This window comes from Stenotrophomonas sp. AR029, assembly GCF_047520695.2.
In the GTDB taxonomy this organism is placed as follows: Bacteria; Pseudomonadota; Gammaproteobacteria; order Xanthomonadales; family Xanthomonadaceae; genus Stenotrophomonas; species Stenotrophomonas sepilia.
In genome coordinates, this window is record NZ_JAXBQQ020000001.1 from 911,197 (window position 1) to 933,855 (window position 22,659).

The window sequence follows — 22,659 nt, forward strand, 5'->3', positions numbered from 1 at the left end:
GCTCGATGATCGCCATTGCCATTGCCTGGTTCCTGCTCGGCCTGCTGCTGCTGGCACTGGGCGGGGACTCCATCGTCAAGGCCGTCTCTGGCCTGGCCCAGCGCTTCGGGGCCGGCCCGTTCACTGCCGGGCTGCTGCTGCTCGGCGTGACCACCTCGTTGCCGGAACTGGCGGTCAACGCACGTGCGCTGGCGGTTGGCCAACCGGAGCTGGCACTGGGCAATGCAGTGGGCAGCAGCATCGTCAATCTGGGCTTGACCCTGGCGGTGGCCGCCGTCGCCGCCCCCCTGCTGCTGCGCGCGCGCCTGCAGGCGGTGCTGTGGTGGTCGCTGCTGGCGGCCGCCGTGCTGCTGATCCTGTTCGGCCTGGATGGTCACCTGGTGCGCTGGGAAGGCGGCGTGCTGGTGGCGGGCTTCATCGTCGTGCAGGTGCTGCTGCTGCGCCGCGGCCGCGTCGAGAGCGCCGAGGTGCAGGCAGCCATCGCCGAATCCGCGCTGAGCCGCACCAGCCTGCCGTTGAACGTGCTGCGCGTGTTGATCGCCGCACTGACCCTGTACTGGGGCGCGCGCCTGGTGGTGGGGGCTGCCGCCGACTTCGGTGCCGCACTGGGCTGGACGCCGTTGCTGGTCGGCCTGCTGCCGGTGGCGATCGGCACCGCACTGCCCGAGGTGGCCACCGCCATTGCCGCCTCGCGTCGCGGGCATGGCGACATGGTGCTCGGCCACGTGCTGGGTTCCAGCGTGGTCAACCTGCTGCTGGTGATCGGCGCGATGGCGATGTTGCAGCCGTTGGCCTTGCCGGCCTCGTTCGTGCGCCTGGAACTGCCTGCGCTGTTGGCGTTCGCGCTGGTGCTGTACCCGATGCTGCGCGGCGACCTGAAGATCAGTCGTGGCGAAGGCGGGATCCTGCTGGTCGCGTTCGTAGGCTGGTTCGTGCTGGAGCTGCTGCTGGTCGGCGCACCGGCGTTGTAGATCCACGCCATGCGTGGATGCAGTCGATTTCGTGCCGACCAACGGTCGGCACCCACGGGGCGTCACCCTGCCGGCCAGCGGCCGGCACTACCGGTTCTGCGTGGTTTCTTCTTCCCGCACCGGTTCCGGCGGCGGCAACTGCTCCTCGGCGGCCGGCTCGTTGCCCGGCAGGCTGGGGCGGGTTTCCATCAGCAGCGACAACGCCGCCTTGGCCATCATGTGCGCGCTGATCGGTGCGGTGATGAACAGGAACACGGTGATCAGCAGCTCGCGTGGCTGCGGGTCCTGGCCGAGGAAGATGTGGTAGCACACCGAGCACACCAGCACGCAGCCCACGCCCAGCGTGCTGGCCTTGGTCGGTGCGTGCAGGCGCTTGAAGAAGGTGGACAGCTTCACCAGGCCCAGTGCGCCGACCAGGATGAAGAAGCAGCCGAACAGCAGCAGGATCGACAGGACGATCTGGATCGCGGTGATCATTCGACGATGTCCCGGCGCAGCACGAACTTGCTCAGCACCACGGTGCTGCCGAAGCCGAGCATGGCGATGATCAGCGCCGCCTCGAAGTAGATCGGCGAGTTGAGGTACATGCCGAACAGCATCAGCTCAGCGATCGCGGTCACCGACAGCGTGTCCAGCGCGAGGATGCGGTCGGGCACGGTCGGCCCGCGCAACAGCCGCCAGGTGGCCAGCAGCATCGCCAGGCCGACCACGTGCATGCACACCACCAGGGTGGTCTGGATGACTTCAAAACCGGTCATGGGAAGATCTCCATCAACGGCGCCTCGTAACGGCGCTTGATCGTATCGATCAGGTCCTGCGGGTCCTCCAGGTGCAGCACGTGCACCAGCAGGTACTTGCGGTCGTCGCTGAGCGCGGCCGAGACCGTGCCCGGGGTCAGCGTGATCATGCTGGTCAGCGCAGCGATGCCATGGATGTTGGCAATGTCCAGCGGCAGCCAGATGAAACCGGGGTGGATGTTCTTCTCCGGCCCCAGTACCTGCAGGGCGACACGGATGTTGGACATCAGGATGTCCCACAGGGTCACGCACAGCAGTTTCGGCAACGGGCGCAGGGTGCCGATGCGGGCGAACTCGCGGTCCAGGCGTGCGGCGAACAGCGGCACCACCACGCCCAGCAGCAGGCCCAGCACGATCTGGCCAAGGGTGAAGCTGTCGGACATCAGCAGCCAGAACGCCACCACCATGATGCTCAGCATCGGCGACGGAATCAGGCGACGGAACAGGGAGCGCTGGGCGGTCATGGCTGGCGGATCTCCGGTGCAGTCGCACGCAGCTGCTGCACGTACTCGCTGGGGTGCAGCAGCTGCGCGGCGGTGGCGTCGGTGTAGCGCATCAGCGGTGCTGCGGCCAGGGTCATGCCGATGCCGTAGGCCAGCAGGATGCAGGCCGCGTACAGCTCGACCCGGCGCAGCCGCGCCTTGCGCGGTACCGGCGCTTCCGGATCGACCGGTGGCACGCGCCAGAACAGGCGGATGCCCCCCCGGGTCAGGCCCATGATCACCAGCAGGCTGCTGACCAGAACGGCGGTCCAGACCGGGCCGGTGTACTGCGCCGGCATGCCGGCCAGCAGCGCAGCCTTGGCCAGGAAGCCGGACAGCGGCGGCAGGCCGGCCACCGACACCGCGCCGATCAGGAACAGCACGGCGGGCGTCTCCTTGCCTGGCATCGGCGCGACCACTTCCTTGCGGTCGCTGGCGCCACCGCGACGGCGGCGGATCAGGTCGGCAACCAGGAACAGCGCGGCAGCGACGAAGCTGCTGTGTGGCAGGTAGTACAGGCCAGCCGAGAGCACCTGTGGCGTGCCCACCGAGAAGGCGATGAACAGCGTAGCCGCCGACACGATCACCAGGTACGAGATCAGCACGCGCAGGCGGGTCGCGGCCAGCGCGCCGAGGCCGCCCAGCACCAGCGTCGCGACGCCGGCCCACAGCAACCAGTCGCGGCCGTAGCCGGCCATCGCGCCGGCATCGTCGCCGAACCACAGCATCTGGATGCGCAGCACCGAGTACAGGCCGACCTTGGTCATGATCGCGAACAGTGCGGCCACGGCGGCCGGCGCGCGCGAATAGGCTTCCGGCAGCCACAGGTACAGCGGCATCAACGCGGCCTTGGCGCAGAACACCAGCAGCAACAGGCCCATCGTCGCCTTCACCAGGGTCAGCTGTGCCGGCGGTACCTCGGCGATGCGCTGCGACAGCTCGGCCATGTTCAATGAGCCCAGCGAGGCATACAGCAGGCCCAGCGCGACCAGGAACAGGGTCGAGGCGGTGACGTTGAACACCACGTAATGCAGGCCGATGCGCATGCGGAGGCCGCGGCCACCACTGAGCAGCAGGCCGTAGGAGGCGATCAGCATCACTTCGAAGAACACGAACAGGTTGAAGATGTCGCCAGTCAGGAACGCACCGTTGAGGCCGACCAGCTGGAACTGGAACAGCGCATGGAAGTGCGGCGCGCGGCGGTCCCAGCCCGAGCAGGCGTGCAGCAGGCAGGGAATGGCCAGCAGCAGGGTGGTCAGCAGCATCCACGCCGACAGCCGGTCGGCCACCAGCGCGATGCCCAGCCGCGACGGCCAGTCGCCAAGCAGGTAGACGTTGATTTCACCACTGGCCGTGGTGGCAAACAGCAACCCGACCGCCAGCGCCAGCGCCGACTGCGCGGTCCAGGCCACCGCCCGCTGCACCCTGGGGCCATAGCGGCGGTGTTCGACGAACAGCGACAGCGCCGCACCCAGCAGCGGAATCAGGATCGGCAGGATCACCAGGTGGTTCATGCGCGGTCCTCGCCCTGGCGCGGCGGCACGCGCTCATCCTGCAGGTCGTCATCCGGCTCGTGGGCATCCACGTGGTCGCTGTGGTTGTCGCTGCGGCTGCGCATGGCCAGCACAATGCTCACCGCGGTCATCGCAAAGGCGATCACGATGGCGGTCAGCACCAGCGCCTGTGGCAGCGGGTCGGTGTAGTTGCCCAGGTGGCTGTCCACGCCTTCCTGCAGCACCGGCGCCTTGCCCAGCACCACGCGGCCGCCGGCGAAGATCAGCAGGTTGGTGGCGTAGGACAGGAAGGTCATGCCGAGGATCACATCGAAGCTGCGCGCACGCAGCAGCAGGTAGATGCCGATGGCGGTCAGCACGCCGATCGCGGTAGCCAGGGCCAGTTCCATCAGTGCATCTCCCCGGTGCGTGCCGAGCGGCGTTGCAGGTCGATCTCACCCTTGCGGGCAGTGCGGGTACGCGACGGCTTGATCGTGCCCATCATCGACAGCATCAGCATGGCGCCGCCGAACACCACCAGATAGACGCCGATGTCGAAGCCGATTGCGCTGGCCAGCGGTACGTCGCCGATCAGCGGCAGGTGCAGGTCGAGATGGCCGCTGGTCAGGAACGGCACGCCGAACAGCATCGAGGCGCTGCCGCTGAGCAGGGCGATCAGCAGGCCCATGCCGATGCAGCGGATGTAGTCGAAGCCGAAGCGCGACTCCACCGATGCAGTGCCCTGGATCACGTACTGGATCAGCAGCGGCACTGCCAACACCAGGCCGGCGATGAAGCCGCCACCCGGTGCGTTGTGCCCGCGCAGGAACAGGAAAATCGACACGGTCAGGGTCAGCGGGAACATGATCTGCGCCAGGTCGGCCGGCACCGGCAGCTTGATCGGCGGGCCGGGCATGATCTGCTCCGGTGCCATCCGCGTACGCCGCAGCAGCGCATGCACCACCAGCGCGGCGATGCCGAACACGGTGATCTCGCCGAAGGTATCGAAGCCGCGGAAGTCGACCAGGATCACGTTGACCACGTTCTGGCCGTAGGCCTCGGGCAGGGCACGGGCGAGCAGCTCGCCGGCCATGGTGTTCGGCGGCAGGGTCATCGCCGAATAGGCCAGCGCGCCAAGCCCGGCACCGGCGATGATCGCGATCACCGCGTCACGGCGCTTGCGCCAGCGCGGCCGCTCAGGCCCGGACTGCGCGGGCAGGTAATTCATGCCCAGCAGCATCAGCACCAGCGTCACCATCTCCACCAGCAGCTGGGTGAGGGCCAGGTCGGGCGCGGACAGGAACACGAAGGTCAGCGCCACCATCAGGCCGACGCCGCCGACCAGCAGCACCGCCAGCAGGCGCTGCTTGTAGATGCGCAGGGTGGCGACCGCGCAGGCCATCATCACCAGCCACAGGGCCCAGCCCAGCAGCGGAATCGGCTGCGGCGCGGTCCAGTTCGGCGAGGCTGGGTTGGCCACGAACGGCGCAGCGGCAACCACGATCGCCACCAGCACCAGGCCCAGCAGCATGCGCTGCAGGCTGCCATTGGCGATGCCATTGGTCAGGCGCATCGCCAGCGCGGACACGGCGTCCAGCTGGGCGTGGAACACATTGCGGCCCGTGCTGACATTGGTCACGGCATGCAGGTTGATCAGCCTGCGTAGGCCGAAGTACAGCGCCACGCCACCGACCACGCCGATCGCGCTCATCGCCAGCGGCAGGTTGAAGCCGTGCCACACCGCCAGGCTGTATTCGGGCATGGCGGTGCCGAGGATCGAGGCCGCAGCGGCGTGCAGCACCGGCGCGACGGTCAGTGCCGGTGCCACGCCCACCGCCACACAGATCACCACCAGCAGCTCCACCGGCACCTTCATCCAGCGCGGCGGCTCGTGGGGCACGCGGTCCAGGTCGTGCGGGCCAGTGCCGAAGAAGGTGTCGTGCACGAAGCGCAGGCTGTACGCCACGCCGAACACGCCTGCCAGCAACGCAGCGATCGACACCGCCGTGCGCATTATGCCCGGGCCGCCGGCCGTAATCGCTTCGGCGAACAGCATTTCCTTGGACAGGAAGCCGTTGAGCAGCGGGATCCCGGCCATCGCCAGCGAGGCGATGATCGCCAGCGCGCTGGTGAACGGCATCAGCCTGCGCAGTCCCCCCAGCTTGCGCATGTCGCGGGTGCCGGTTTCGTGGTCGATGATGCCGGCGGCCATGAACAGCGAGGCCTTGAAGGTGGCGTGGTTGAGGATGTGGAACACGCCGGCGACCACCGCCATCGGCGTGGACAGGCCGAACAGCAGGGTGATCAGGCCCAGGTGGGAAATGGTCGAGTACGCCAGCAGGCCTTTCAGGTCGTGCTGGAAGATCGCGTTCCAGGCACCGATCAGCAGGGTCAGCGCGCCGATGCCGCTGACCGTATAGAAGAACAGGTCGCTGCCGGCCAGCGCCGGATGCAGCCGCGCCAGCAGGAACACGCCGGCCTTCACCATGGTGGCCGAGTGCAGGTAGGCCGAGACCGGGGTCGGCGCTGCCATCGCGTGCGGCAGCCAGAAGTGGAACGGGAACTGCGCGCTCTTGGTGAAGATGCCGGCCAGCACCAGGAACAGGGCGTACGGGTACAGCGTGCTGGCGCGGATCTGCTCGCCGGCGGCCAGCACCACATCCAGGTCGAAGCTGCCGACGATACGGCCGATCAGCAGCACGCCACCGAGCAGGGCCAGGCCGCCGCCGCCGGTGATCACCAGCGCCATGCGCGCGCCTTCGCGTGCGTCCTGGCGGTGCGACCAGAAGCCGATCAGCAGGAACGAGCTGATGCTGGTCATTTCCCAGAAGATCATCAGCAACAGCAGGTTGCCCGACAGCACCATCCCCAGCATGGCGCCCATGAACAGCAGCAGGTAGCAGTAGAAGCGGTGCGCGTTGTCCTGCTGGCTCAGGTAGTAGCGCGCATACAGCACCACCAGGGCGCCGATGCCCAGCACCAGCCCGGCGAACATCCAGGCCAGCCCGTCCAGGCGCAGGGTGAAGTCCAGCCCGATCTGTGGAAGCCAAGGGACCAGGGTGCGGACCACCTGGCCATCGAGCACCGCCGGGGTCAGCCAGCCGAGCATGGCCAGCCCGCCCAACGGCGCCAGTGCCGCCAGCCAGGCAGCAGTCGAGCGCGAACTACGGGGGAAGGCCGCAACAGCCGCTGCCATCAGGAACGGCAGGGCCAGCAGCAGGGGCAGGCTGGGGAGCATGCAGGGAATCCATGATTCACGAGCAGGTCAGGGAGAATAACAGGCTGCGAAATGTCGCCGAAACCCATCGAACAGCGATCAATTCCATGTAACGTTCGCTGATTCATTTTTTTCTGCGGCGCAACATCACGTTCCTGCGGTCCCTCCCGGGTTGCTCTCGGGGGACACCCTACGCCCACGCAGGGAGACCGCAGGCCCTGTCGCACAGGGGCTGCCGTCAACGGACGGGAAGCGGGGAGCGAGTCACCGGCGCAGGCTGGCAGGGCCGCCGTGGAGTGTGGGTGATGGAATTCGCCCGTTCAGGAAACGACGGCCGCTGTCGGCCACCCGCGATCAGTAGCGCCAGTCGAGCTTGCGATAGAACTTGCCCATCACCCAGGCCGGGCCGATCAGCAGGTAGGTCAGGTCGGTCAGGAAGCTGGGCTTGCGACCCTCGAACGTGTGGCCGATGAACTGCGCGATCCAGGCCGCCACGAACACGCCCACCGCCAGCCAGCGCAGCGCATGCAGGCCGATCTCGGCCTCCAGCAGGCGGCACAGGCAGCCAAATACGAAGAACTGGACGAGCATGCCGATGCCCAGGGGGCGCGACAGCTTGTTGTAGAAGCACCAGGCGCTGAACATCGCGAACGCCGACCAGATGCCGTACTGGAACCAGGTGATCAGCGGCGGCAGGCACCACAGCAGGGCCACCACCGACCACAGGATCGCCGGCACCGCCACCACGTGGATGCGCTGGTTGATCACGTTGCGGTGGTCGTCGGAGTAGCTGGCGAAATAGCGGTCGATCGGCCGCGCAAGCTCGGTGGATGTCTGCATGCGGCCAGCATACTCCCGCCGGGCCCGTCAGTAGAGCCAGGCCATGCCTGGCTGCAGGTGTTCGTCGACGTTGCCGGCCAGCGGCCGGCACTACCGAACGCACCCCCCGCCTTTCCGGCCGGGGGCGCAGGCGGGTCAGTCGACGCTGATCCCGGCCAGGCGCTGCAGCGCCTCAGCGTACTTGGCGCGGGTGCGCTCGATGATGTCGGCCGGGATGTTCGGACCCGGGGCGGTCTTGCCCCAGTCCAGCGTCTCCAGGTAATCGCGCACGAACTGCTTGTCGTAGCTCGGCGGGCTGGTGCCCACCTCGTACTCGTCGGCCGGCCAGTAACGCGAGGAATCCGGCGTCAGCATCTCGTCCATGATGTACAGCCGGCCATCGGCGTCGGTACCGAACTCGAACTTGGTGTCGGCCAGGATGATGCCGCGCTCGCGGGCGTAATCGGCGGCGAACTTGTAGATGCGCAGGGTGGCGTCGCGCACCCGCTCGGCCAGTTCCGCACCGACCTGCTTCACCATCGCGTCGAAATCGATGTTCTCGTCATGGTCGCCGACCGCGGCCTTGGTCGAGGGCGTGAAGATCGGCTCGGGCAGCTGTTCGGCCTGGCGCAGGCCATCGGGCAGGTCGATGCCGCTGACCTTGCCGGTGCGCTGGTAATCCTTCCAGCCGCTGCCGATCAGGTAGCCGCGGGCGATCGCTTCCACCGGCACCGGCTTCAGCTTGCGGGTGACCACCGCGCGCCTGGCGTACAGGGCCGGGTCCACGCCTTCGGGCAGCACGCTGGCCACGTCGATGCCGGTCAGGTGGTTGGGCATCAGGTGCGCAGTCTTGGCGAACCAGAAGTTGGAGACTTGGCAGAGCATCTCGCCCTTGCCCGGGATCGGGTCGGGCAGGACCACGTCGAACGCCGACAGGCGATCGGTGGCCACCATCAGCAGGTAGTCGCCCGGCGGGGTTCCGGCTGGCAGCCGCTCGCGCGGGATATCGAACACATCACGCACCTTGCCGCGATGGCGCAAGGGCAGGCCGGGGAGATCGGATTGCAACAGCGTGGTTGGCACGGGCACTCCTGGGGCGTTGTCGATACGGCTGCTGCCCAACGGACCCGGCGGGCCCGCTGACCAGCGGGCGGCCTAGTGTAAAGCCGTCCGGGCCCGCTGTGACGTAAAATGAGCGTCCATTTCGTCGGTCGACCCCGGAGCGCCATGCGCTGGTACGGAAAACTGCTCGGATTCATCGCCGGCGCCCTGCTGTTCCGGCCCAATCCGCTGTTCGGCGCGGTGGTCGGCCTGCTGATTGGCCACGCCTTCGATTCGGACTGGTTCCGCCTGAACAAGGAGAACCCGTACCGGGAGCTGGGGCTGACTTCCGAAGCCACCGATGCCGAGATCGAACGCGCCTACCGCAAGCTGATCTCGCAGTACCACCCCGACAAGCTTGGCGGCGCCGCCCCCGAGCTGCAGCAGCAGGCCGAGCAGAAGTCGCGGCGGATCAATGCCGCCTACGACCGCATCAAGACCCTGCGCAAGCGCTGACCCACTTTCCCCTCGTTGCAAGGCCCGGCCATGTCCCACTGCCTCATCGCCCCCTCCATCCTGTCCGCCAACTTCGCCCGCCTCGGCGAGGAAGTCGACAACGTCCTCGCTGCCGGTGCGGACTGGGTCCACTTCGACGTGATGGACAACCACTACGTGCCGAACCTGACCATCGGCCCGATGGTCTGCCAGGCCCTGCGCAAGCACGGCGTCACCGCGCCGATCGACGTGCACCTGATGGTCGAGCCGGTGGACCGCATCATCCCGGACTTCGCCGAGGCCGGTGCCACCTACATCAGCTTCCACCCGGAGGCGAGCCGGCACGTGCACCGCACCATCCAGCTGATCCGCTCGCTGGGCTGCAAGCCGGGCATCGTGCTCAATCCGGCCACCCCGGTGGACATCCTCGACTGGGTGCTGGATGACCTGGACCTGGTGCTGCTGATGTCGGTCAACCCGGGCTTCGGCGGCCAGGCCTTCATCCCCTCGGCGCTGGACAAGCTGCGCGTGGTGCGCAAGATGATCGATGCCAGCGGCAAGGACATCCGCCTGGAGATCGACGGTGGCGTGAAGGCCGACAACATCGGTGAGATCGCTGCCGCCGGCGCCGATACCTTCGTCGCCGGCTCGGCCATCTTCAATGCCAGGACCAGCTATCAGGACGTGATCGCGCAGATGCGCGCCAACGTTGCCGCGGCGCGGGGCTGAACTCATGAGCACGGTGGCCGTGTTGAACATCCGACCGGCCACCGTGGCCGATGCCGGTCTGATCCTGCATTTCATCCGCGAGCTGGCCATTTACGAGAAGGCCGAGCACTCGGTGCAGACCGATGAGATCGGCATCGCCGAAAGCCTGTTCGGACCCGATGCCACTGCACGTGCACTGATCTGCGAAGCCGGTGGTGAAGCGATCGGCTATGCGGTGTATTTCTACAACTACTCCACCTGGCTGGGCCGCAAGGGCATCTACCTGGAAGACCTCTATGTCAGCCAGGAAAAGCGTGGCGCGGGCGCCGGCAAGGCGCTGCTGAAGTACATCGCACGCCAGGCCGTGGCCGAGGGTTGCGGTCGTTTCGAATGGTCGGTGCTGGACTGGAACACTCCGGCCATCGAGTTCTACACCGCCGCCGGCGCGAAACCGCAGGATGAGTGGACCGTGTACCGGCTGCAGGGGCAGGCGCTGCACGATTTCGCCAACGGGTGAGGCGTGTGGCGGGTGCGAACCGCAACCCGGTGGGTGCGAACCTTGGTTCGCACTCCCTGGGTACCCGCCCCCCAAAAAAAAAGCCACGCCAATCACTGGCGTGGCCTCGCTGCATGCGTGGGAGGCTGATCCTGCCTCCATCCGTCGTCCCTGCTATGGCCTTCCATTCTCCAGCAGCTGAATGACACCTGCGTGACATTCACTGCGGGCAAACAGTGCATTGCTAGCCTGTGCCGCCCTGACCTGGAAGTACCGCATGACCACCCCGCGCTGGCGCCTGATCCTCAACGGCAAATCGGCTGGCAACGATGAACTGCGCGACGCCGTGGGCCATTGGCGCGGGCAGGGCGTGCAGCTGGAGGTGCGGGTGACCTGGGAAGACGGTGACGCTGAACGCTACGTTGCCGAGGCCATCCATCATGGCGTGGACGTGATCGTGGCGGCCGGTGGCGATGGCACGCTCAGCGCGGTGGCCGAGACGTTGGCCCATCGTGAGGAACCGGCAGAAGCGCTGCCTTCGCTGGCGTTGATTCCGATGGGGACCGCCAACGACTTCGCCACGTCGGCAGGCATTCCCACCGAGCCCGGCGATGCCCTCGCGCTGATCGGCCAGGTGCCGGCACGGCCCATCGACCTGTTGCGCGTGGATGCCGATGGCACGCCCTGGTGGTGCGCCAACCTCGCCAGTGGTGGCTTCGGCACGCAGGTGACGGTGGAGACCGATGCCGGCTTGAAGAAGATGCTCGGTGGGCTGGCCTACGTGATCACCGGCATCGCCAAGCTGGGCCGCATCGAGCCGATCGCCGCGCGCCTGTCCGGCCCGGACTTCGCCTGGGAAGGTGACTTCATCGCGCTCGGCATCGGCAATGGCCGGCAGGCCGGCGGTGGCCAGCAGCTGTGCCCGCAGGCACTGATCGATGATGGACTGCTGGATGTGACCGTGCTTCCGGAACTGGAAGGGGAGGTCGCCGCCACCCTCGGCCAGATGCTGAAGTCCGGTACCCAGGCCGCACTGGAACAGCTGGCCACACGGGCGCGGCTGTCGTGGCTGCAGATCGATGCGCCCAAGGCGCTGACCCTGAATCTGGACGGCGAACCGGTGCAGGCCCGTCACTTTCGCGTCGAGTGCGTGCCGGGCAGGGTGCGGATGCATCTGCCGACCGGATGCCCGTTGCTGGAGGGGCAGGGGTAGAGTCATCAGTCCCCGTGGCCACTGCGGGCGTCCGGTGGTTCAGTTTCCCAGGGTTCCCCTGCCGCGCAAGCTGCGATACAGTCAAGGGGTGTCCAGCCTGACGACCCCGCATACTCTTTCTTCCGCACGCCGTTGGTGGCGATGGTGGCCCGTTGCCGTCGTCCGCCCCCATAACGCTGTGTCCCGGAAGGAAAGTCGTCTTGAACTCGCACGCTCAGTTTCAGCAGCAGGCCGCTGAAGGCCACACCCACATTCCCGTCGTCCGCGAAGTGCTGTCCGACCTGGACACGCCGCTTTCGGTCTATCTGAAGCTCGCCGACGGCCCCAATACCTACCTGTTTGAATCCGTCGAAGGCGGCGAGCGCTTTGGTCGTTACTCGATCATCGGCCTGCCGGCGCGCCGCGTGTATGCCTTCCACGGCCACACGCTGACCGTGCGCGAAGACGGCCAGGTGGTGGACACCCGCGAGGTAGCCGATCCCTTCGCCGAAGTCGAGGCGCTGCGCAGCGCCCACTCGGTGCCCAAGCTGGAAGGCCTGCCGGGCTTCACCGGCGGCCTGGTCGGCTGGTTCGGCTTCGAATGCATCGGCTACATCGAGCCGCGCCTGGCCCCGCCAGCTGGCCGTGATGAGCTGGGCACGCCGGACATCCTGCTGCTGGACTCCAACGAGCTGGCGGTATTCGACAATCTCAAGGGCCGGCTGTACCTGATCGTGCACGCCGACCCGCGTGTCGACGGTGCCTTCGAGCAGGCGCAGGCGCGCCTGGATGCCCTGACTGCGAAGCTGCGTGCGCCGGGTGCCGGCTATCCGGCGCCGCTCAACAGCGACGTGCTGGACGAATCGGATTTCGTCTCCGGCTTCACCCGCGAAGGCTTCGTCGATGCGGTCCAGCGCAGCAAGGAATACATCCGCGCCGGTGACATCTTCCAGGTGGTGCTCAGCCAGCGCCTGAGCGTGCCGTTCAAGGCGCGCCCGGTGGATGTGTACCGCGCGCTGCGCGCGTTGAATCCCTCGCCGTACATGTATTTCCTCGATGTCGGCGACCTGCAGGTGGTTGGTTCCTCGCCGGAAATCCTGGTGCGTTTGCAGGATGGCGAAGTGACCGTGCGCCCGATCGCCGGCACCCGCCCGCGTGGCGCCACGCCCGAGCTGGACCTGGCACTGGAAGCCGAGCTGCTGGCCGATCCGAAGGAACGTGCCGAGCACCTGATGCTGATCGACCTCGGCCGCAACGATGCCGGGCGCGTCTCCAGGGCCGGTACCGTGGAAGTGGGCGAGCAGTTCGTGATCGAACGCTACAGCCATGTCATGCACATCGTCAGCGAAGTGACCGGCCAACTGCAGCCGGGCCTGAGCTATGCCGACGTGCTGCGCGCCACCTTCCCGGCCGGCACGGTCAGCGGCGCGCCAAAGATCCGCGCGCTGGAAGTGATCCGCGAACTGGAACCGATCAAGCGCAACGTCTACGCCGGCAGCATCGGCTACATCGGCTGGCACGGCGATGCCGATACCGCGATCGCGATCCGCACTGCGGTCATCAAGGATGGCCGCCTGTACGTGCAGGCCGGCGCCGGCATCGTCTACGACTCGGACCCGGACAAGGAATGGGACGAGACGATGAACAAGGGCCGTGCGCTGTTCCGCGCCGTCGCCCAGGCCGCCAAGGGCCTGTGACGCTCCCCGTGCCGTGGCCTGCGCCGCGGCATCTTCCGCTGTTCCCATTGAAGACAAGGAGTACCGCATGAAGCTGCTGAGCGCATTGCTGTGGTCGTCGCTGCTGGCCACGATGGCCCCGTCTGCGTGGGCGCAGGCCAATACCATTCCGTCGCAGCCGCACCTGCTGGTGAAGGGCGAGGCGCGTCGGGTGGTGATGCCGGACCGCTTCGGCCTGCAGTTGAACATCGAAGAGACCGACATGGATGCCGACGCCGCGCGCCGCCGCGTGCAGGGCAACGTGGCCCGCGTGCTGGCGCTGTTCAAGCAGCACAAGGCGGTGGACGGCAGCGTGCGTGCGGACAACCTGCGGATCGGCCCGGCGACGCGCTATGAGCAGAACCGGCAGGTCTTCATCGGTACCCGCGTATCGCGCCAGCTGCGTGCGAGCTTCGCCAGCGTGAAGGCGATGCAGGATGTGCTGGGTGCGTTGAAGGCCGACGAGAACGTACAGGTGAGCAGCCTGGCGCCAACCTATTCGGGTGAAGTGGCGCTGCGCCGCGAACTCAAGGGTGAGGCGGCGGCCCGGACCCGCGAGTCCGCGCAGGGCCTGGCCAAGGCCTACGGCACCCGGCTGCGCGGCCTGTACAGCATTTCCGACGTAGCGCCGAACTTTGCTTATGGCATCCAGGCCGGCAGTTGGCCGAGCAGTGGGGATCTGGTGACGCCGCCTTCGCCGCCCGCGCCCGAGGCACCGATGAACAGCATCGAGACCACGGGCTCCCGCCTGCCCGAGTCGGTCGAAGCCGGCCCCATCACCTACACCGAAAACGTGTACGCCATTTTCCTGATAAGCGACGGAACCTGACCATGTTGTGGATGATCGACAACTACGACAGCTTCACCTACAACCTCGTGCAGTACCTGCAGACGCTGGGCGCCGAGGTGAAGGTGGTGCGCAACGATGCGATGAGCGTGGACGAGATCGCCGCGCAGAAGCCCGAGCGCATCGTCATCTCGCCCGGCCCGTGCACGCCCAACGAAGCGGGCGTGTCGCTGGAGCTGATCCAGCGGCTGGGCCCGACCACGCCGATCCTCGGCGTGTGCCTGGGCCACCAGGGCATCGGCCAGGTCTACGGCGGCACCGTGATCCGCGCCGGCAACATCATGCACGGCAAGACCTCGCCGATCCGCCACGAAGGCAAGGGCGTGTTCGCCGGCCTGCCGGACCGCTACCAGGCCACCCGCTACCACTCGCTGGTGGTGGACAAGAACAGTCTGCCGGACTGCCTGGAAGTGACCGCCTGGACCGAGAACGAGGACGGCTCGATCGAAGAGATCATGGGCCTGCGCCACCGCCAGTTCCCGGTGGAAGGCGTGCAGTTCCACCCCGAATCCATCCTCACCGAACACGGCCACGCCCTGCTGCGCAATTTCCTGCAGCGCCCGGCGGCCTGATCCAAGGAGCATTCCCATGAGCTTCTCCCCCCAGGAAGCCCTGCAACGCACCATCGAGCACCGCGAGATCTTCTTCGACGAGATGGTCGACCTGATGCGGCAGATCATGCGCGGCGACGTGTCGCCGATGATGACCGCCGCCATCCTCACCGGCCTGCGGGTGAAGAAGGAAACCATCGACGAGATCGCCGCCGCCGCCACGGTCATGCGCGAATTCGCGCTGGCGGTGCCGGTGGCCGACAGCACCCACCTGGTCGACATCGTCGGCACCGGTGGCGATGGCTCGCACACCTTCAACATCTCCACCTGCGCGATGTTCGTGGCGGCTGCGGCCGGTGCGCGCGTGGCCAAGCACGGCAACCGCAGCGTGTCGTCCAAGTCCGGCAGCGCCGATGCGGTGGAAGCACTGGGCGCGGCCATCGAGCTGCAGCCAGCGCAGGTGGCCGCTGCCATCGAGCAGACCGGCATCGGCTTCATGTTCGCGCCGATCCATCATCCGTCGATGAAGGTCGTCGCGCCGGTCCGCCGCGAGATGGGCGTGCGCACCATCTTCAACATCCTTGGTCCGCTGACCAACCCCGCCAGCGCGCCGTCGGTGCTGATGGGCGTGTTCCATCCTGATCTGGTGGGTATCCAGGCGCGCGTGCTGCGCGAGCTGGGCACCGAGCGCGCCATGGTGGTCTGGGGCCGCGACAACATGGATGAGATCTCGCTCGGCGCCGGCACCCTGGTGGGCGAGTTGCGCGACGGCAAGGTGCGCGAGTACGAGATCCACCCGGAGGACTTCGGCATCGCCATGTCGGCCAGCCGCAACCTGCGCGTGGACAGCCCGGAGCAGTCCATCCAGATGCTGCGCGCGGTGCTGGACAACGAGCCCGGCCCGGCGCTGGACATCGTCGCGCTCAATGCCGGCGCCGCGCTGTACGTGGCCGGCGTGGCCAGCGACATCGGTGATGGCCTGGCCCGCGCCCGTGCCGCCATCGCCAATGGCAGCGCCCGCCAGCGCCTGCAGCAGTATGTGGAGACCACCCGCGCGCTGGTTGCCTGAGCGCGCGGTTCAGCCTGACCCCGTCGATGGCCGATAATGGCCGTCCTCAGCGCCCCCGCACCGAATCGAAGACGATGAGCGACATCCTGCAGACGATCCTGGCCCGCAAGGCCGAAGAAGTAGCCCAGCGCCGCGCCCAGCGCCCGCTCGAGGAGCTGCAGGCCGCCGTGGCCAGCGCCCCGCCGGTACGTGGCTTCGTGCGCGCGTTGCAGGCGGCCGTGGCCAACGGCGACCCGGCGGTGATTGCCGAGGTGAAGAAGGCCAGCCCGTCCAAGGGCGTCATCCGCCCCGACTTCCGACCGGCTGACATCGCGGTCAGCTACGAGTTCGGTGGTGCCAGCTGCCTTTCGGTGCTGACCGACGTGGACTTCTTCCAGGGCGCCGATACCTACCTGCAGCAGGCCCGTGAAGCCTGCACGCTGCCGGTGCTGCGCAAGGACTTCGTGATCGACGCCTACCAGGTGTACGAGGCACGCGTGCTGGGCGCCGACTGCATCCTGCTGATCGTCGCCGCGCTGGACGACACCCAGCTGGCCACGCTGTCGGAACTGGCGCTGTCGCTGGGCATGGACGTGCTGGTGGAAGTGCACGACATCGACGAACTGGAGCGCGCACTGCAGGTGCCGGCGCCGATGATCGGCATCAACAACCGCAACCTGCGCACCTTCGAGGTGTCGCTGCAGACCACGCTGGATATGCAGCAGGCCGTGCCGCGTGACCGCCTGCTGGTCACCGAAAGCGGCATCCTCGGCCCGCAGGACGTGGCGCTGATGCGCGACGCCGGCATCCATGCCTTCCTGGTCGGCGAGGCCTTCATGCGCGTGGAAGAGCCGGGCGAGGGCCTGCGTCAGCTATTCTTCGCAACATGACAACGCACTATCCGACGCCGCGCGAGGATGCGCCGCTGGTGGTCTTCGACTTCGACCACACCCTCTACGACGGCGATTCGGGTACCCACCTGTTCGCCTCGCTGATCAAGCGCAACCCGCTGCGCATGCTGGCGGCGCTGCTGGTCACGCCGATCGCCGGGCCGATGGTGGCGATGCTGCCGACCCGTCGCGCGGGCATCTCGGTCTATGTGTGGATCGGCAGCTTCGGCCTGCACCGTGCGCGCGACTTCAACAAGGTGATCGACGCCTACGTGCTGCGCAACCAGGCGCAGATGCGCGCCAAGCTGCTGCCGCAGGCGCTGGAAGTGTTCGCCGCGCACCGCGCCAAAGGCGATCGCGTGGTGGTTGCCACCGGCGCGCCGCCGGAGCTGGCCCGCGCGATCCTGGCCTTCGTGGCCCATCAGGATGTGCCGGTGATCGGCACCGAGGTCGGCCCGCGGCTGGGCGGCGTCGGTCCCACCCGTCACTGCCACAACGAAGAGAAGATGCGCATGCTGCGCGAGCGCGGCTATGGCGACATCGATATCGCCTATTCCGACAGCACCGCCGACCTGCCGCTGCTGCTGGCGGCCAAGGCGCCGGTGGTGGTGAACCCGAAGCCGGGGCGGGTGGCGTTCTTCCGCCGCGTGCTGCCGGCCGGCACCCGCATCCTCAACTGGGGATGCGTGGATCGCGGCGGCGACAAGGCGTAGCCCGGGGCCAGATCCCATGGGGGCTCTGACCCCATCGCACGATGACGGATCTGCCGGCCAGCGGCCGGCGCTACCCTTCTCCGTCGCGGTTGTGCCGACCCTTCTCCGTTCCGGTAGTGCCGGCCGCTGGCCGGCAAGCGCTCAGCGCCCCAGGTACCCGTGCACCGCATGCCCGATCTGGAACAGGCTGATGCCCAGTACCAGCACGCCCACGGCCACCAGCACCCAGCGCTCCTTCACCCGCTTGACCAGGATCGCCGCCACCGGCGCGGCCATCATGCCGCCGATCAGCAGGCCGGCAACGATCTGCAGATGCTGCACGCCCATCGACAACAGGAAGGTCGCTGACACCGTCAACGTGACCACGAACTCGGCTGCGTTGACTGTTCCGATGGTGGTGCGCGCCTGGCCGCCGCGGGCGAGCAGGGTGGACGTCGCGATCGGCCCCCAGCCACCGCCGCCGCTGGCGTCGAGCAGGCCGGCGAAGAAGCCCAGCACCGGTACCCGGCGGATCTCGCCCTGGGGCATCCAGCGCCCAGCGGCGCGGGCCAGGATGATGATCGCCAGCACCAGCAGGTACAGGTAGATCAGTGGCCGGATGATCTCGCCCGGGACCTGCGTGAGCACGTACGCGCCCAGTGCACCGCCCACTGCGCCGGGCAGGGCCAGGCGCAGGAACAGGCGTTTATCGACATTTCCGGCTGCGAGGTGCGACACCCCCGAGGCGCCCGTGGTGAACACTTCAGCGGTGTGGATGCTGGCGCTGACCTGCGCCGGGGGCAGGCCCATGCTCAGCATCACCGACGAGGACACCAGGCCGAACGCCATGCCCAATGCACCGTCCACCAGCTGTGCGCCGAGGCCGATGAGGATGAACCACCAGAATTCGCTGCTCAGCTCCATGCACCGAGCCTAGCCCAGCGGGCCGCGCAGGGGCCGTGTAGAGCTGAAGCCATGCGCGGCTGCCTTCGACGGACAGCAGCCGAGCGTCGGCTCGGCTCTACAGGATGGCTCGGCAGCCTTGGGTTGCCTTGCAATCAACGGGTGCCGTACAGCACCACGGTCTTGCCGCGGGCATGCAGCAGGCCGTCGGTCTGCAGTTTCTTCAGCACGCGGCCGGCCATTTCGCGCGAGCAGCCGACCAGTCGCGCCAGTTCCTGTCGCGATACGCGCAGCTGGCTGCCCTGCGGGTGGCTCATCGCCTCCGGTTCCTGCGCCAGGTCGTGCAGGGTGCGCACGATCCGGTCGGTCACGTCCAGGAATGCCAGGCGGCTGGCCTTGCGGCTGGTGTCGAGCAGGCGCTTGGAAATCTGCTGGCCCAGCGCGTACAGCAGGCGCGGGGCATCGGCCGACAGCGGGCCGAGGAACAGCTGATGCAGGCGCTCGTAGCTGATTTCAGCCAGCTCGCAGGCGGTACGGGTCCGCAGGATCACCTCCCGGCGGTCCGATTCGACGAACAGGCCCATCTCGCCGACGAACTCGCCGGCACCGAAGTAGCCCAGCACAAGCTCGCGATCGTCATCTTCCTCGGCCATGATCGAAACCGAGCCGCTGATGACGTAATACAGGGTTCCCGCCGGGTCTCCGGGCCGGAAGACGTCGGTACGGGTGGGATATCGCCGCCTGTGGCTGTGCGCCAGGAAACGATCGATTGTGGCGATATCCAGGGCCAGTGGACTGCTAGCTAGGCGCACGGTTGACACGATAGGAGCGCTCCCTCTGCGCATGAACGGATTCACGGGGTCGATAGCGGAGCTTAACCAGCGCAATTGTTAAGGGCAAACAGTGTGCCAGAACTCTTGCGTCTTCACGTTCCCCCCGGGGGCAGTTTGCCCCATAATTCCCCCTTTCCCTTCTTACACAGGAATCGACCGCCGTGGTCAAGCCGTTGCCTCGCCTGAGGCTGCAGGGTTTCAACAACCTCACCAAGGCGCTGAGCTTCAACATCTATGACGTGTGTTACGCGCGCACCGAAGAGGAGCGTCAGCGTTACATTGAATACATCGATGAAGAGTACAACGCCGACAGGCTGACTCAGATCTTGACCGATGTCGCCGAGATCATCGGCGCCAACATCCTGAACGTGGCCCGCCAGGACTACGATCCGCAGGGTGCCTCGGTGACCATCCTGATCTCCGAAGAACCGGTGATCGACAAGAAGCTGGCCGGCAAGGAGCTGATCTCCGACGCCGTGGTCGCGCACATGGACAAGAGCCACATCACGGTCCATACCTACCCGGAAACCCATCCGCAGGAAGGTATCGCGACGTTCCGCGCGGACATCGACGTGGCCACCTGTGGCGTCATTTCCCCGCTGAAGGCCCTGAACTACCTGATCGAGAGCCTCGAGTCGGACATCGTGATCATGGACTACCGCGTCCGTGGCTTCACCCGCGATGTGAAGGGCAAGAAGCACTTCATCGACCACAAGATCAACTCGATCCAGAACTTCCTGGCCAAGAACATCAAGTCGCGTTACGAGATGTTCGACGTCAACGTCTACCAGGAGAACATCTTCCACACGAAGATGCACCTGAAGGACTTCGACCTGGACCAGTACCTGTTCGAGGAAAAGGCCAAGAACCTGTCGTTCAAGGAACGCATGAAGATCGAAGCGCTGCTCAAGCGCGAGATCGAAGAGCTGTTCCACGGCCGGAACCTGTCCGAGTAAGCCCCATGTGCGATGCCCGCAGGCATCGCCACCCAGGCGGGACGACCCGCCCCGTGGAACCAGTGCCTCGCACGCGTTACAGTTCCACGGTGATGTACCGACCCACGGCCCGGTGTGAAAACACCGGGCCGTTTCGTTTTTCTCAAAAAAGGTAAGGAGCCCCCACCCATGCCCTGGATCTACCTGCTGCTGGCCGGCCTGTTCGAGATCGGTTTCGCCCTCGGAATGAAGTACTCCGAAGGCTTCAGCAAACCCCTGCCCACCGTTGCCACGGTGGTATCGGCCCTGATCAGCCTGTACCTGATGAGCCAGGCGATGAAGAGCATCCCGGTCGGTACGGCCTACGCGATCTGGACCGGCATCGGTGCCATGGGCGTGGCTGTGCTCGGCATCTACCTGTTCAATGACAGTGCGTCGCCGGCCCGCCTGGCCTGCGTGGGCCTGATCGTGGCCGGCGTGATCGGCCTGAAGCTGGTCTCGCCCAATTAATCGGTAGTGCCGGCCGCTGGCCGGCAACCTCTTGATCTTCTGCGGTGCCTGCGTGGTCGCCGGCCAGCCGGCACTACCCCGGGCCTACAGCCGGTAGGCGATGGTCTTCATCACCCTGGAGGCCAGCGCCATCACGCCAGGGATCGGGAACGGCAGGCGGCGTGCGCCGGCCTGCTCGGCGTGCTCCGCATGGCGGGCTTCGTCTTCCTTCATCACCTCGATGACCGCACGGCTGCGCAGGTCGCCGGCCGGCAGATCGACCAGGTGCTCGTCCAGATGGGCTTCCACCTGGCGCTCGGTTTCGACCACGAAGCCGAGGTTCCAGCCGTCGCCGCGCAGCCCGGCCAGGGTGCCGATGGTGTAGCTGCCGGCGTACCACAGCGGGTTGAACAGGCTCGGGCGGCTGTCCAGCTCGCCCAGCCGGGTGGCACACCACGCCAGGTGGTCGGTCTCCTCCTGGGCCGCTTCCAGCAGGTGTTCACGCGTGGCAGGGTCGCGGGCCACGGCGGCCTGCCCGAAATACAGGCCCTGTGCGCAGACTTCGCCGACGTGGTTGATCCGCATCAGCCCGGCCGCGTGGCGGCGTTCAGCGTTGTCCATGCCCGGCTCGCTGGTGTCCGCGGCCGGGTAGGGGCGGGCTGCCGGCGGGTTGCCGAACACCGTGTCCAAGGCGCGCTGCGCTTCGGTCAGCAGATGGTCCAGCGGTGTGGTCTGGCGGAGCACGGTCATGGCGGTACGCGGTGGGACGGAAGACCCCTCGATTCTCCCCCGGCTCCGGCCCCCTGCCAACCCGGGACATGGCCGGCTTGCACCGGGGGCTTGACCTGCGTACAATCCCGCCTCTTACGCTTCACCTTTCACAACGCGTGGCAGAGTTCCGGCGAGCCGTTCGCCGCAATGAGCCCGACCTAACATAGAGTTCTTCATGAGCACTTTCACTGCCAAGAACGAGACCGTCCAGCGCGACTGGTACCTCGTCGACGCCGAGGGCAAGACCCTGGGCCGTCTCGCCACCGAGCTGGCCCGCCGTCTGCGTGGCAAGCACAAGCCGGTCTACACCCCGCACGTTGATACCGGCGACTACCTGGTCGTCATCAATGCAGAAAAGATTGCCGTCACCGGCAAGAAGCTGCAGGACAAGATGTATCACCGTTTCACCGGTTACATCGGCAACCTGAAGACCGAGTCCCTGGCCCAGGCGCTGGAGCGCCACCCGGAGCGCGTGATCGAGATCGCCGTCAAGGGCATGCTGCCGAAGGGCCCGCTGGGTCGCCAGATGTACCGCAAGCTCAAGGTCTACGCCGGCACTGAGCATCCGCACGCCGCACAGCAGCCGCAGGTTCTGGATATCTAATCATGGCTATCACTCAAAACTACGGCACTGGCCGCCGCAAGTCCTCCACCGCTCGCGTGTTCCTGCGCAAGGGTTCGGGCAACATCACCGTCAACGGTCGTCCGCTGGACGAGTTCTTTGGTCGTGAGACCGCGCGCATGATCGTGCGCCAACCGCTCGAGCTGACCAAGAACACCGAAAGCTTTGACATCCTGGTCACCGCCGCTGGCGGCGGCACCACCGGCCAGGCCGGTGCGATCCGTCTGGGCATCGCCCGTGCTCTGGTCGAGTACGACGAAACCCTGAAGTCCGAGCTGCGCAAGGCTGGCTTCATGACCCGTGACGCCCGTGAAGTCGAGCGTAAGAAGGTTGGTCTGCACAAGGCCCGCCGCGCCACCCAGTTCTCCAAGCGCTGATCTACCGCGCCTGGTTGGGCTCCTTCGGGAGCCCGCTGGATGGGAAAGCAAAAGCCCGGCTTCGGCCGGGCTTTTGTCGTTTCGGGGGTCATCGATGTCCTGGTTGCCGGCCAGCGGCCGGCACTACCCGGGGCGTCGCATCTCGGAAGGGGTGGGGTGGTGCCGTTTCCTGCGGAGCAGGGTCCGATCCCGCGGGCGCCTCTCTGGAGAAGAGCCCCCTTGATGTTCAAGGGGGGGGGGGGGGGCGCCGACAGGCGCAGGGATCAGGTGGAATG

General features: G+C 66.9%; 26 protein-coding genes. 15 read left to right on the top strand and 11 right to left on the bottom strand.

The window, feature by feature from the left end; all coding sequences use genetic code 11:
* Window positions 1-5 precede the first annotated feature (5 nt).
* On the top strand, window positions 6-971 hold the full coding sequence (locus ACM0PB_RS04310; RefSeq protein WP_164230233.1) for a sodium:calcium antiporter: 966 nt from the start codon (window positions 6-8) through the stop codon (window positions 969-971).
* 87 nt (window positions 972-1,058) lie between these two features.
* Here ACM0PB_RS04310 and ACM0PB_RS04315 read toward each other — a convergent pair whose 3' ends face one another.
* The 8 genes from ACM0PB_RS04315 to ACM0PB_RS04350 form a co-directional block, all read right to left on the bottom strand.
* Window positions 1,059-1,448, bottom strand: a complete 390-nt coding sequence (locus ACM0PB_RS04315) for a Na+/H+ antiporter subunit G (protein ID WP_005419868.1) — start codon at window positions 1,446-1,448, stop codon at window positions 1,059-1,061.
* The gene (locus tag ACM0PB_RS04320; protein WP_005411334.1) at window positions 1,445-1,729 is read right to left on the bottom strand and encodes a K+/H+ antiporter subunit F; all 285 of its coding nucleotides are present in this window, start codon (window positions 1,727-1,729) and stop codon (window positions 1,445-1,447) included. Before ACM0PB_RS04320 ends, ACM0PB_RS04315 begins: the two co-directional genes overlap by 4 nt.
* Window positions 1,726-2,232 carry a Na+/H+ antiporter subunit E gene (locus ACM0PB_RS04325; RefSeq protein ID WP_005419867.1) on the bottom strand — a complete coding sequence of 169 codons (507 nt, stop codon included), beginning with the start codon at window positions 2,230-2,232 and terminating at the stop codon, window positions 1,726-1,728. Before ACM0PB_RS04325 ends, ACM0PB_RS04320 begins: the two co-directional genes overlap by 4 nt.
* A complete protein-coding gene (locus tag ACM0PB_RS04330) occupies window positions 2,229-3,764 on the bottom strand; it encodes a monovalent cation/H+ antiporter subunit D (RefSeq protein WP_065178873.1) in 1,536 nt (511 codons plus the stop codon). The genes ACM0PB_RS04325 and ACM0PB_RS04330 overlap by 4 nt, the downstream gene beginning before the upstream one ends.
* Window positions 3,761-4,153 (bottom strand): Na+/H+ antiporter subunit C, encoded by a 393-nt coding sequence (locus ACM0PB_RS04335; RefSeq protein ID WP_005419863.1) that lies wholly within the window; start codon window positions 4,151-4,153, stop codon window positions 3,761-3,763. The genes ACM0PB_RS04330 and ACM0PB_RS04335 overlap by 4 nt, the downstream gene beginning before the upstream one ends.
* Window positions 4,153-6,981 (bottom strand): monovalent cation/H+ antiporter subunit A, encoded by a 2,829-nt coding sequence (locus tag ACM0PB_RS04340; RefSeq protein ID WP_414603687.1) that lies wholly within the window; start codon window positions 6,979-6,981, stop codon window positions 4,153-4,155. The genes ACM0PB_RS04335 and ACM0PB_RS04340 overlap by 1 nt, the downstream gene beginning before the upstream one ends.
* 333 nt (window positions 6,982-7,314) lie before the next feature.
* A complete protein-coding gene (locus ACM0PB_RS04345; protein ID WP_414603688.1) occupies window positions 7,315-7,800 on the bottom strand; it encodes an Mpo1 family 2-hydroxy fatty acid dioxygenase in 486 nt (161 codons plus the stop codon).
* Window positions 7,801-7,935: 135 nt separating this feature from the next.
* The gene (locus ACM0PB_RS04350) at window positions 7,936-8,862 is read right to left on the bottom strand and encodes a phosphoribosylaminoimidazolesuccinocarboxamide synthase (protein ID WP_065186521.1); all 927 of its coding nucleotides are present in this window, start codon (window positions 8,860-8,862) and stop codon (window positions 7,936-7,938) included.
* 144 nt (window positions 8,863-9,006) lie between these two features.
* Here ACM0PB_RS04350 and ACM0PB_RS04355 point away from each other — a divergent pair, with 144 nt between their 5' ends.
* The 10 genes from ACM0PB_RS04355 to ACM0PB_RS04400 all read left to right on the top strand — a co-directional run bounded on the left by ACM0PB_RS04355 (window position 9,007) and on the right by ACM0PB_RS04400 (window position 17,475).
* Entirely contained in the window at window positions 9,007-9,336 is a 330-nt protein-coding gene (locus ACM0PB_RS04355; RefSeq protein WP_008265098.1) for a J domain-containing protein, read from the top strand.
* A gap of 30 nt (window positions 9,337-9,366) precedes the next feature.
* Window positions 9,367-10,044, top strand: a complete 678-nt coding sequence (gene rpe / locus ACM0PB_RS04360) for a ribulose-phosphate 3-epimerase (RefSeq protein WP_005419843.1) — start codon at window positions 9,367-9,369, stop codon at window positions 10,042-10,044.
* A gap of 13 nt (window positions 10,045-10,057) precedes the next feature.
* Window positions 10,058-10,540, top strand: coding sequence for a GNAT family N-acetyltransferase (locus tag ACM0PB_RS04365; protein WP_053497693.1), 483 nt, complete (start codon window positions 10,058-10,060; stop codon window positions 10,538-10,540).
* 256 nt (window positions 10,541-10,796) lie between these two features.
* On the top strand, window positions 10,797-11,732 hold the full coding sequence (yegS, locus tag ACM0PB_RS04370) for a lipid kinase YegS (protein ID WP_164093394.1): 936 nt from the start codon (window positions 10,797-10,799) through the stop codon (window positions 11,730-11,732).
* Between the two features lie 200 nt (window positions 11,733-11,932).
* Window positions 11,933-13,408 (top strand): anthranilate synthase component I, encoded by a 1,476-nt coding sequence (trpE, locus tag ACM0PB_RS04375; protein WP_065178876.1) that lies wholly within the window; start codon window positions 11,933-11,935, stop codon window positions 13,406-13,408.
* 67 nt (window positions 13,409-13,475) lie between these two features.
* Window positions 13,476-14,255: an SIMPL domain-containing protein gene (locus ACM0PB_RS04380; RefSeq protein ID WP_329844104.1), complete on the top strand. Its 780-nt coding sequence runs from the start codon at window positions 13,476-13,478 to the stop codon at window positions 14,253-14,255.
* A 2-nt stretch (window positions 14,256-14,257) separates the two neighbouring features.
* The gene (locus ACM0PB_RS04385) at window positions 14,258-14,845 is read left to right on the top strand and encodes an anthranilate synthase component II (protein WP_005419831.1); all 588 of its coding nucleotides are present in this window, start codon (window positions 14,258-14,260) and stop codon (window positions 14,843-14,845) included.
* Window positions 14,846-14,861: 16 nt separating this feature from the next.
* Entirely contained in the window at window positions 14,862-15,893 is a 1,032-nt protein-coding gene (gene trpD / locus ACM0PB_RS04390) for an anthranilate phosphoribosyltransferase (RefSeq protein ID WP_049443905.1), read from the top strand.
* Between the two features lie 74 nt (window positions 15,894-15,967).
* Window positions 15,968-16,762, top strand: coding sequence for an indole-3-glycerol phosphate synthase TrpC (gene trpC / locus ACM0PB_RS04395; RefSeq protein ID WP_005419828.1), 795 nt, complete (start codon window positions 15,968-15,970; stop codon window positions 16,760-16,762).
* Window positions 16,759-17,475, top strand: coding sequence for a haloacid dehalogenase-like hydrolase (locus tag ACM0PB_RS04400; RefSeq protein ID WP_005419826.1), 717 nt, complete (start codon window positions 16,759-16,761; stop codon window positions 17,473-17,475). The genes trpC and ACM0PB_RS04400 overlap by 4 nt, the downstream gene beginning before the upstream one ends.
* A gap of 141 nt (window positions 17,476-17,616) precedes the next feature.
* Here the strand turns inward: ACM0PB_RS04400 and ACM0PB_RS04405 are convergent, their stop codons facing one another.
* Both ACM0PB_RS04405 and crp read right to left on the bottom strand, forming a co-directional pair.
* Window positions 17,617-18,378, bottom strand: coding sequence for a sulfite exporter TauE/SafE family protein (locus ACM0PB_RS04405; RefSeq protein WP_414603691.1), 762 nt, complete (start codon window positions 18,376-18,378; stop codon window positions 17,617-17,619).
* A 134-nt stretch (window positions 18,379-18,512) separates the two neighbouring features.
* A complete protein-coding gene (gene crp, locus ACM0PB_RS04410) occupies window positions 18,513-19,202 on the bottom strand; it encodes a cAMP-activated global transcriptional regulator CRP (protein ID WP_010482649.1) in 690 nt (229 codons plus the stop codon).
* Window positions 19,203-19,351: 149 nt separating this feature from the next.
* On the opposite strand from crp, the gene speD reads away from it, so the two are divergent.
* Window positions 19,352-20,146: an adenosylmethionine decarboxylase gene (gene speD, locus ACM0PB_RS04415; RefSeq protein ID WP_005411315.1), complete on the top strand. Its 795-nt coding sequence runs from the start codon at window positions 19,352-19,354 to the stop codon at window positions 20,144-20,146.
* A gap of 168 nt (window positions 20,147-20,314) precedes the next feature.
* Window positions 20,315-20,635 (top strand): DMT family transporter, encoded by a 321-nt coding sequence (locus tag ACM0PB_RS04420; protein WP_005419816.1) that lies wholly within the window; start codon window positions 20,315-20,317, stop codon window positions 20,633-20,635.
* 84 nt (window positions 20,636-20,719) lie between these two features.
* Here the strand turns inward: ACM0PB_RS04420 and coq7 are convergent, their stop codons facing one another.
* Window positions 20,720-21,364 carry a 2-polyprenyl-3-methyl-6-methoxy-1,4-benzoquinone monooxygenase gene (gene coq7 / locus ACM0PB_RS04425; RefSeq protein WP_065178880.1) on the bottom strand — a complete coding sequence of 215 codons (645 nt, stop codon included), beginning with the start codon at window positions 21,362-21,364 and terminating at the stop codon, window positions 20,720-20,722.
* A gap of 196 nt (window positions 21,365-21,560) precedes the next feature.
* Here coq7 and rplM point away from each other — a divergent pair, with 196 nt between their 5' ends.
* Window positions 21,561-21,989, top strand: coding sequence for a 50S ribosomal protein L13 (gene rplM / locus ACM0PB_RS04430; RefSeq protein WP_005414692.1), 429 nt, complete (start codon window positions 21,561-21,563; stop codon window positions 21,987-21,989).
* A 2-nt stretch (window positions 21,990-21,991) separates the two neighbouring features.
* Window positions 21,992-22,384 carry a 30S ribosomal protein S9 gene (gene rpsI, locus ACM0PB_RS04435; RefSeq protein ID WP_005411311.1) on the top strand — a complete coding sequence of 131 codons (393 nt, stop codon included), beginning with the start codon at window positions 21,992-21,994 and terminating at the stop codon, window positions 22,382-22,384.
* The last annotated feature ends 275 nt before the right edge of the window (window positions 22,385-22,659 follow it).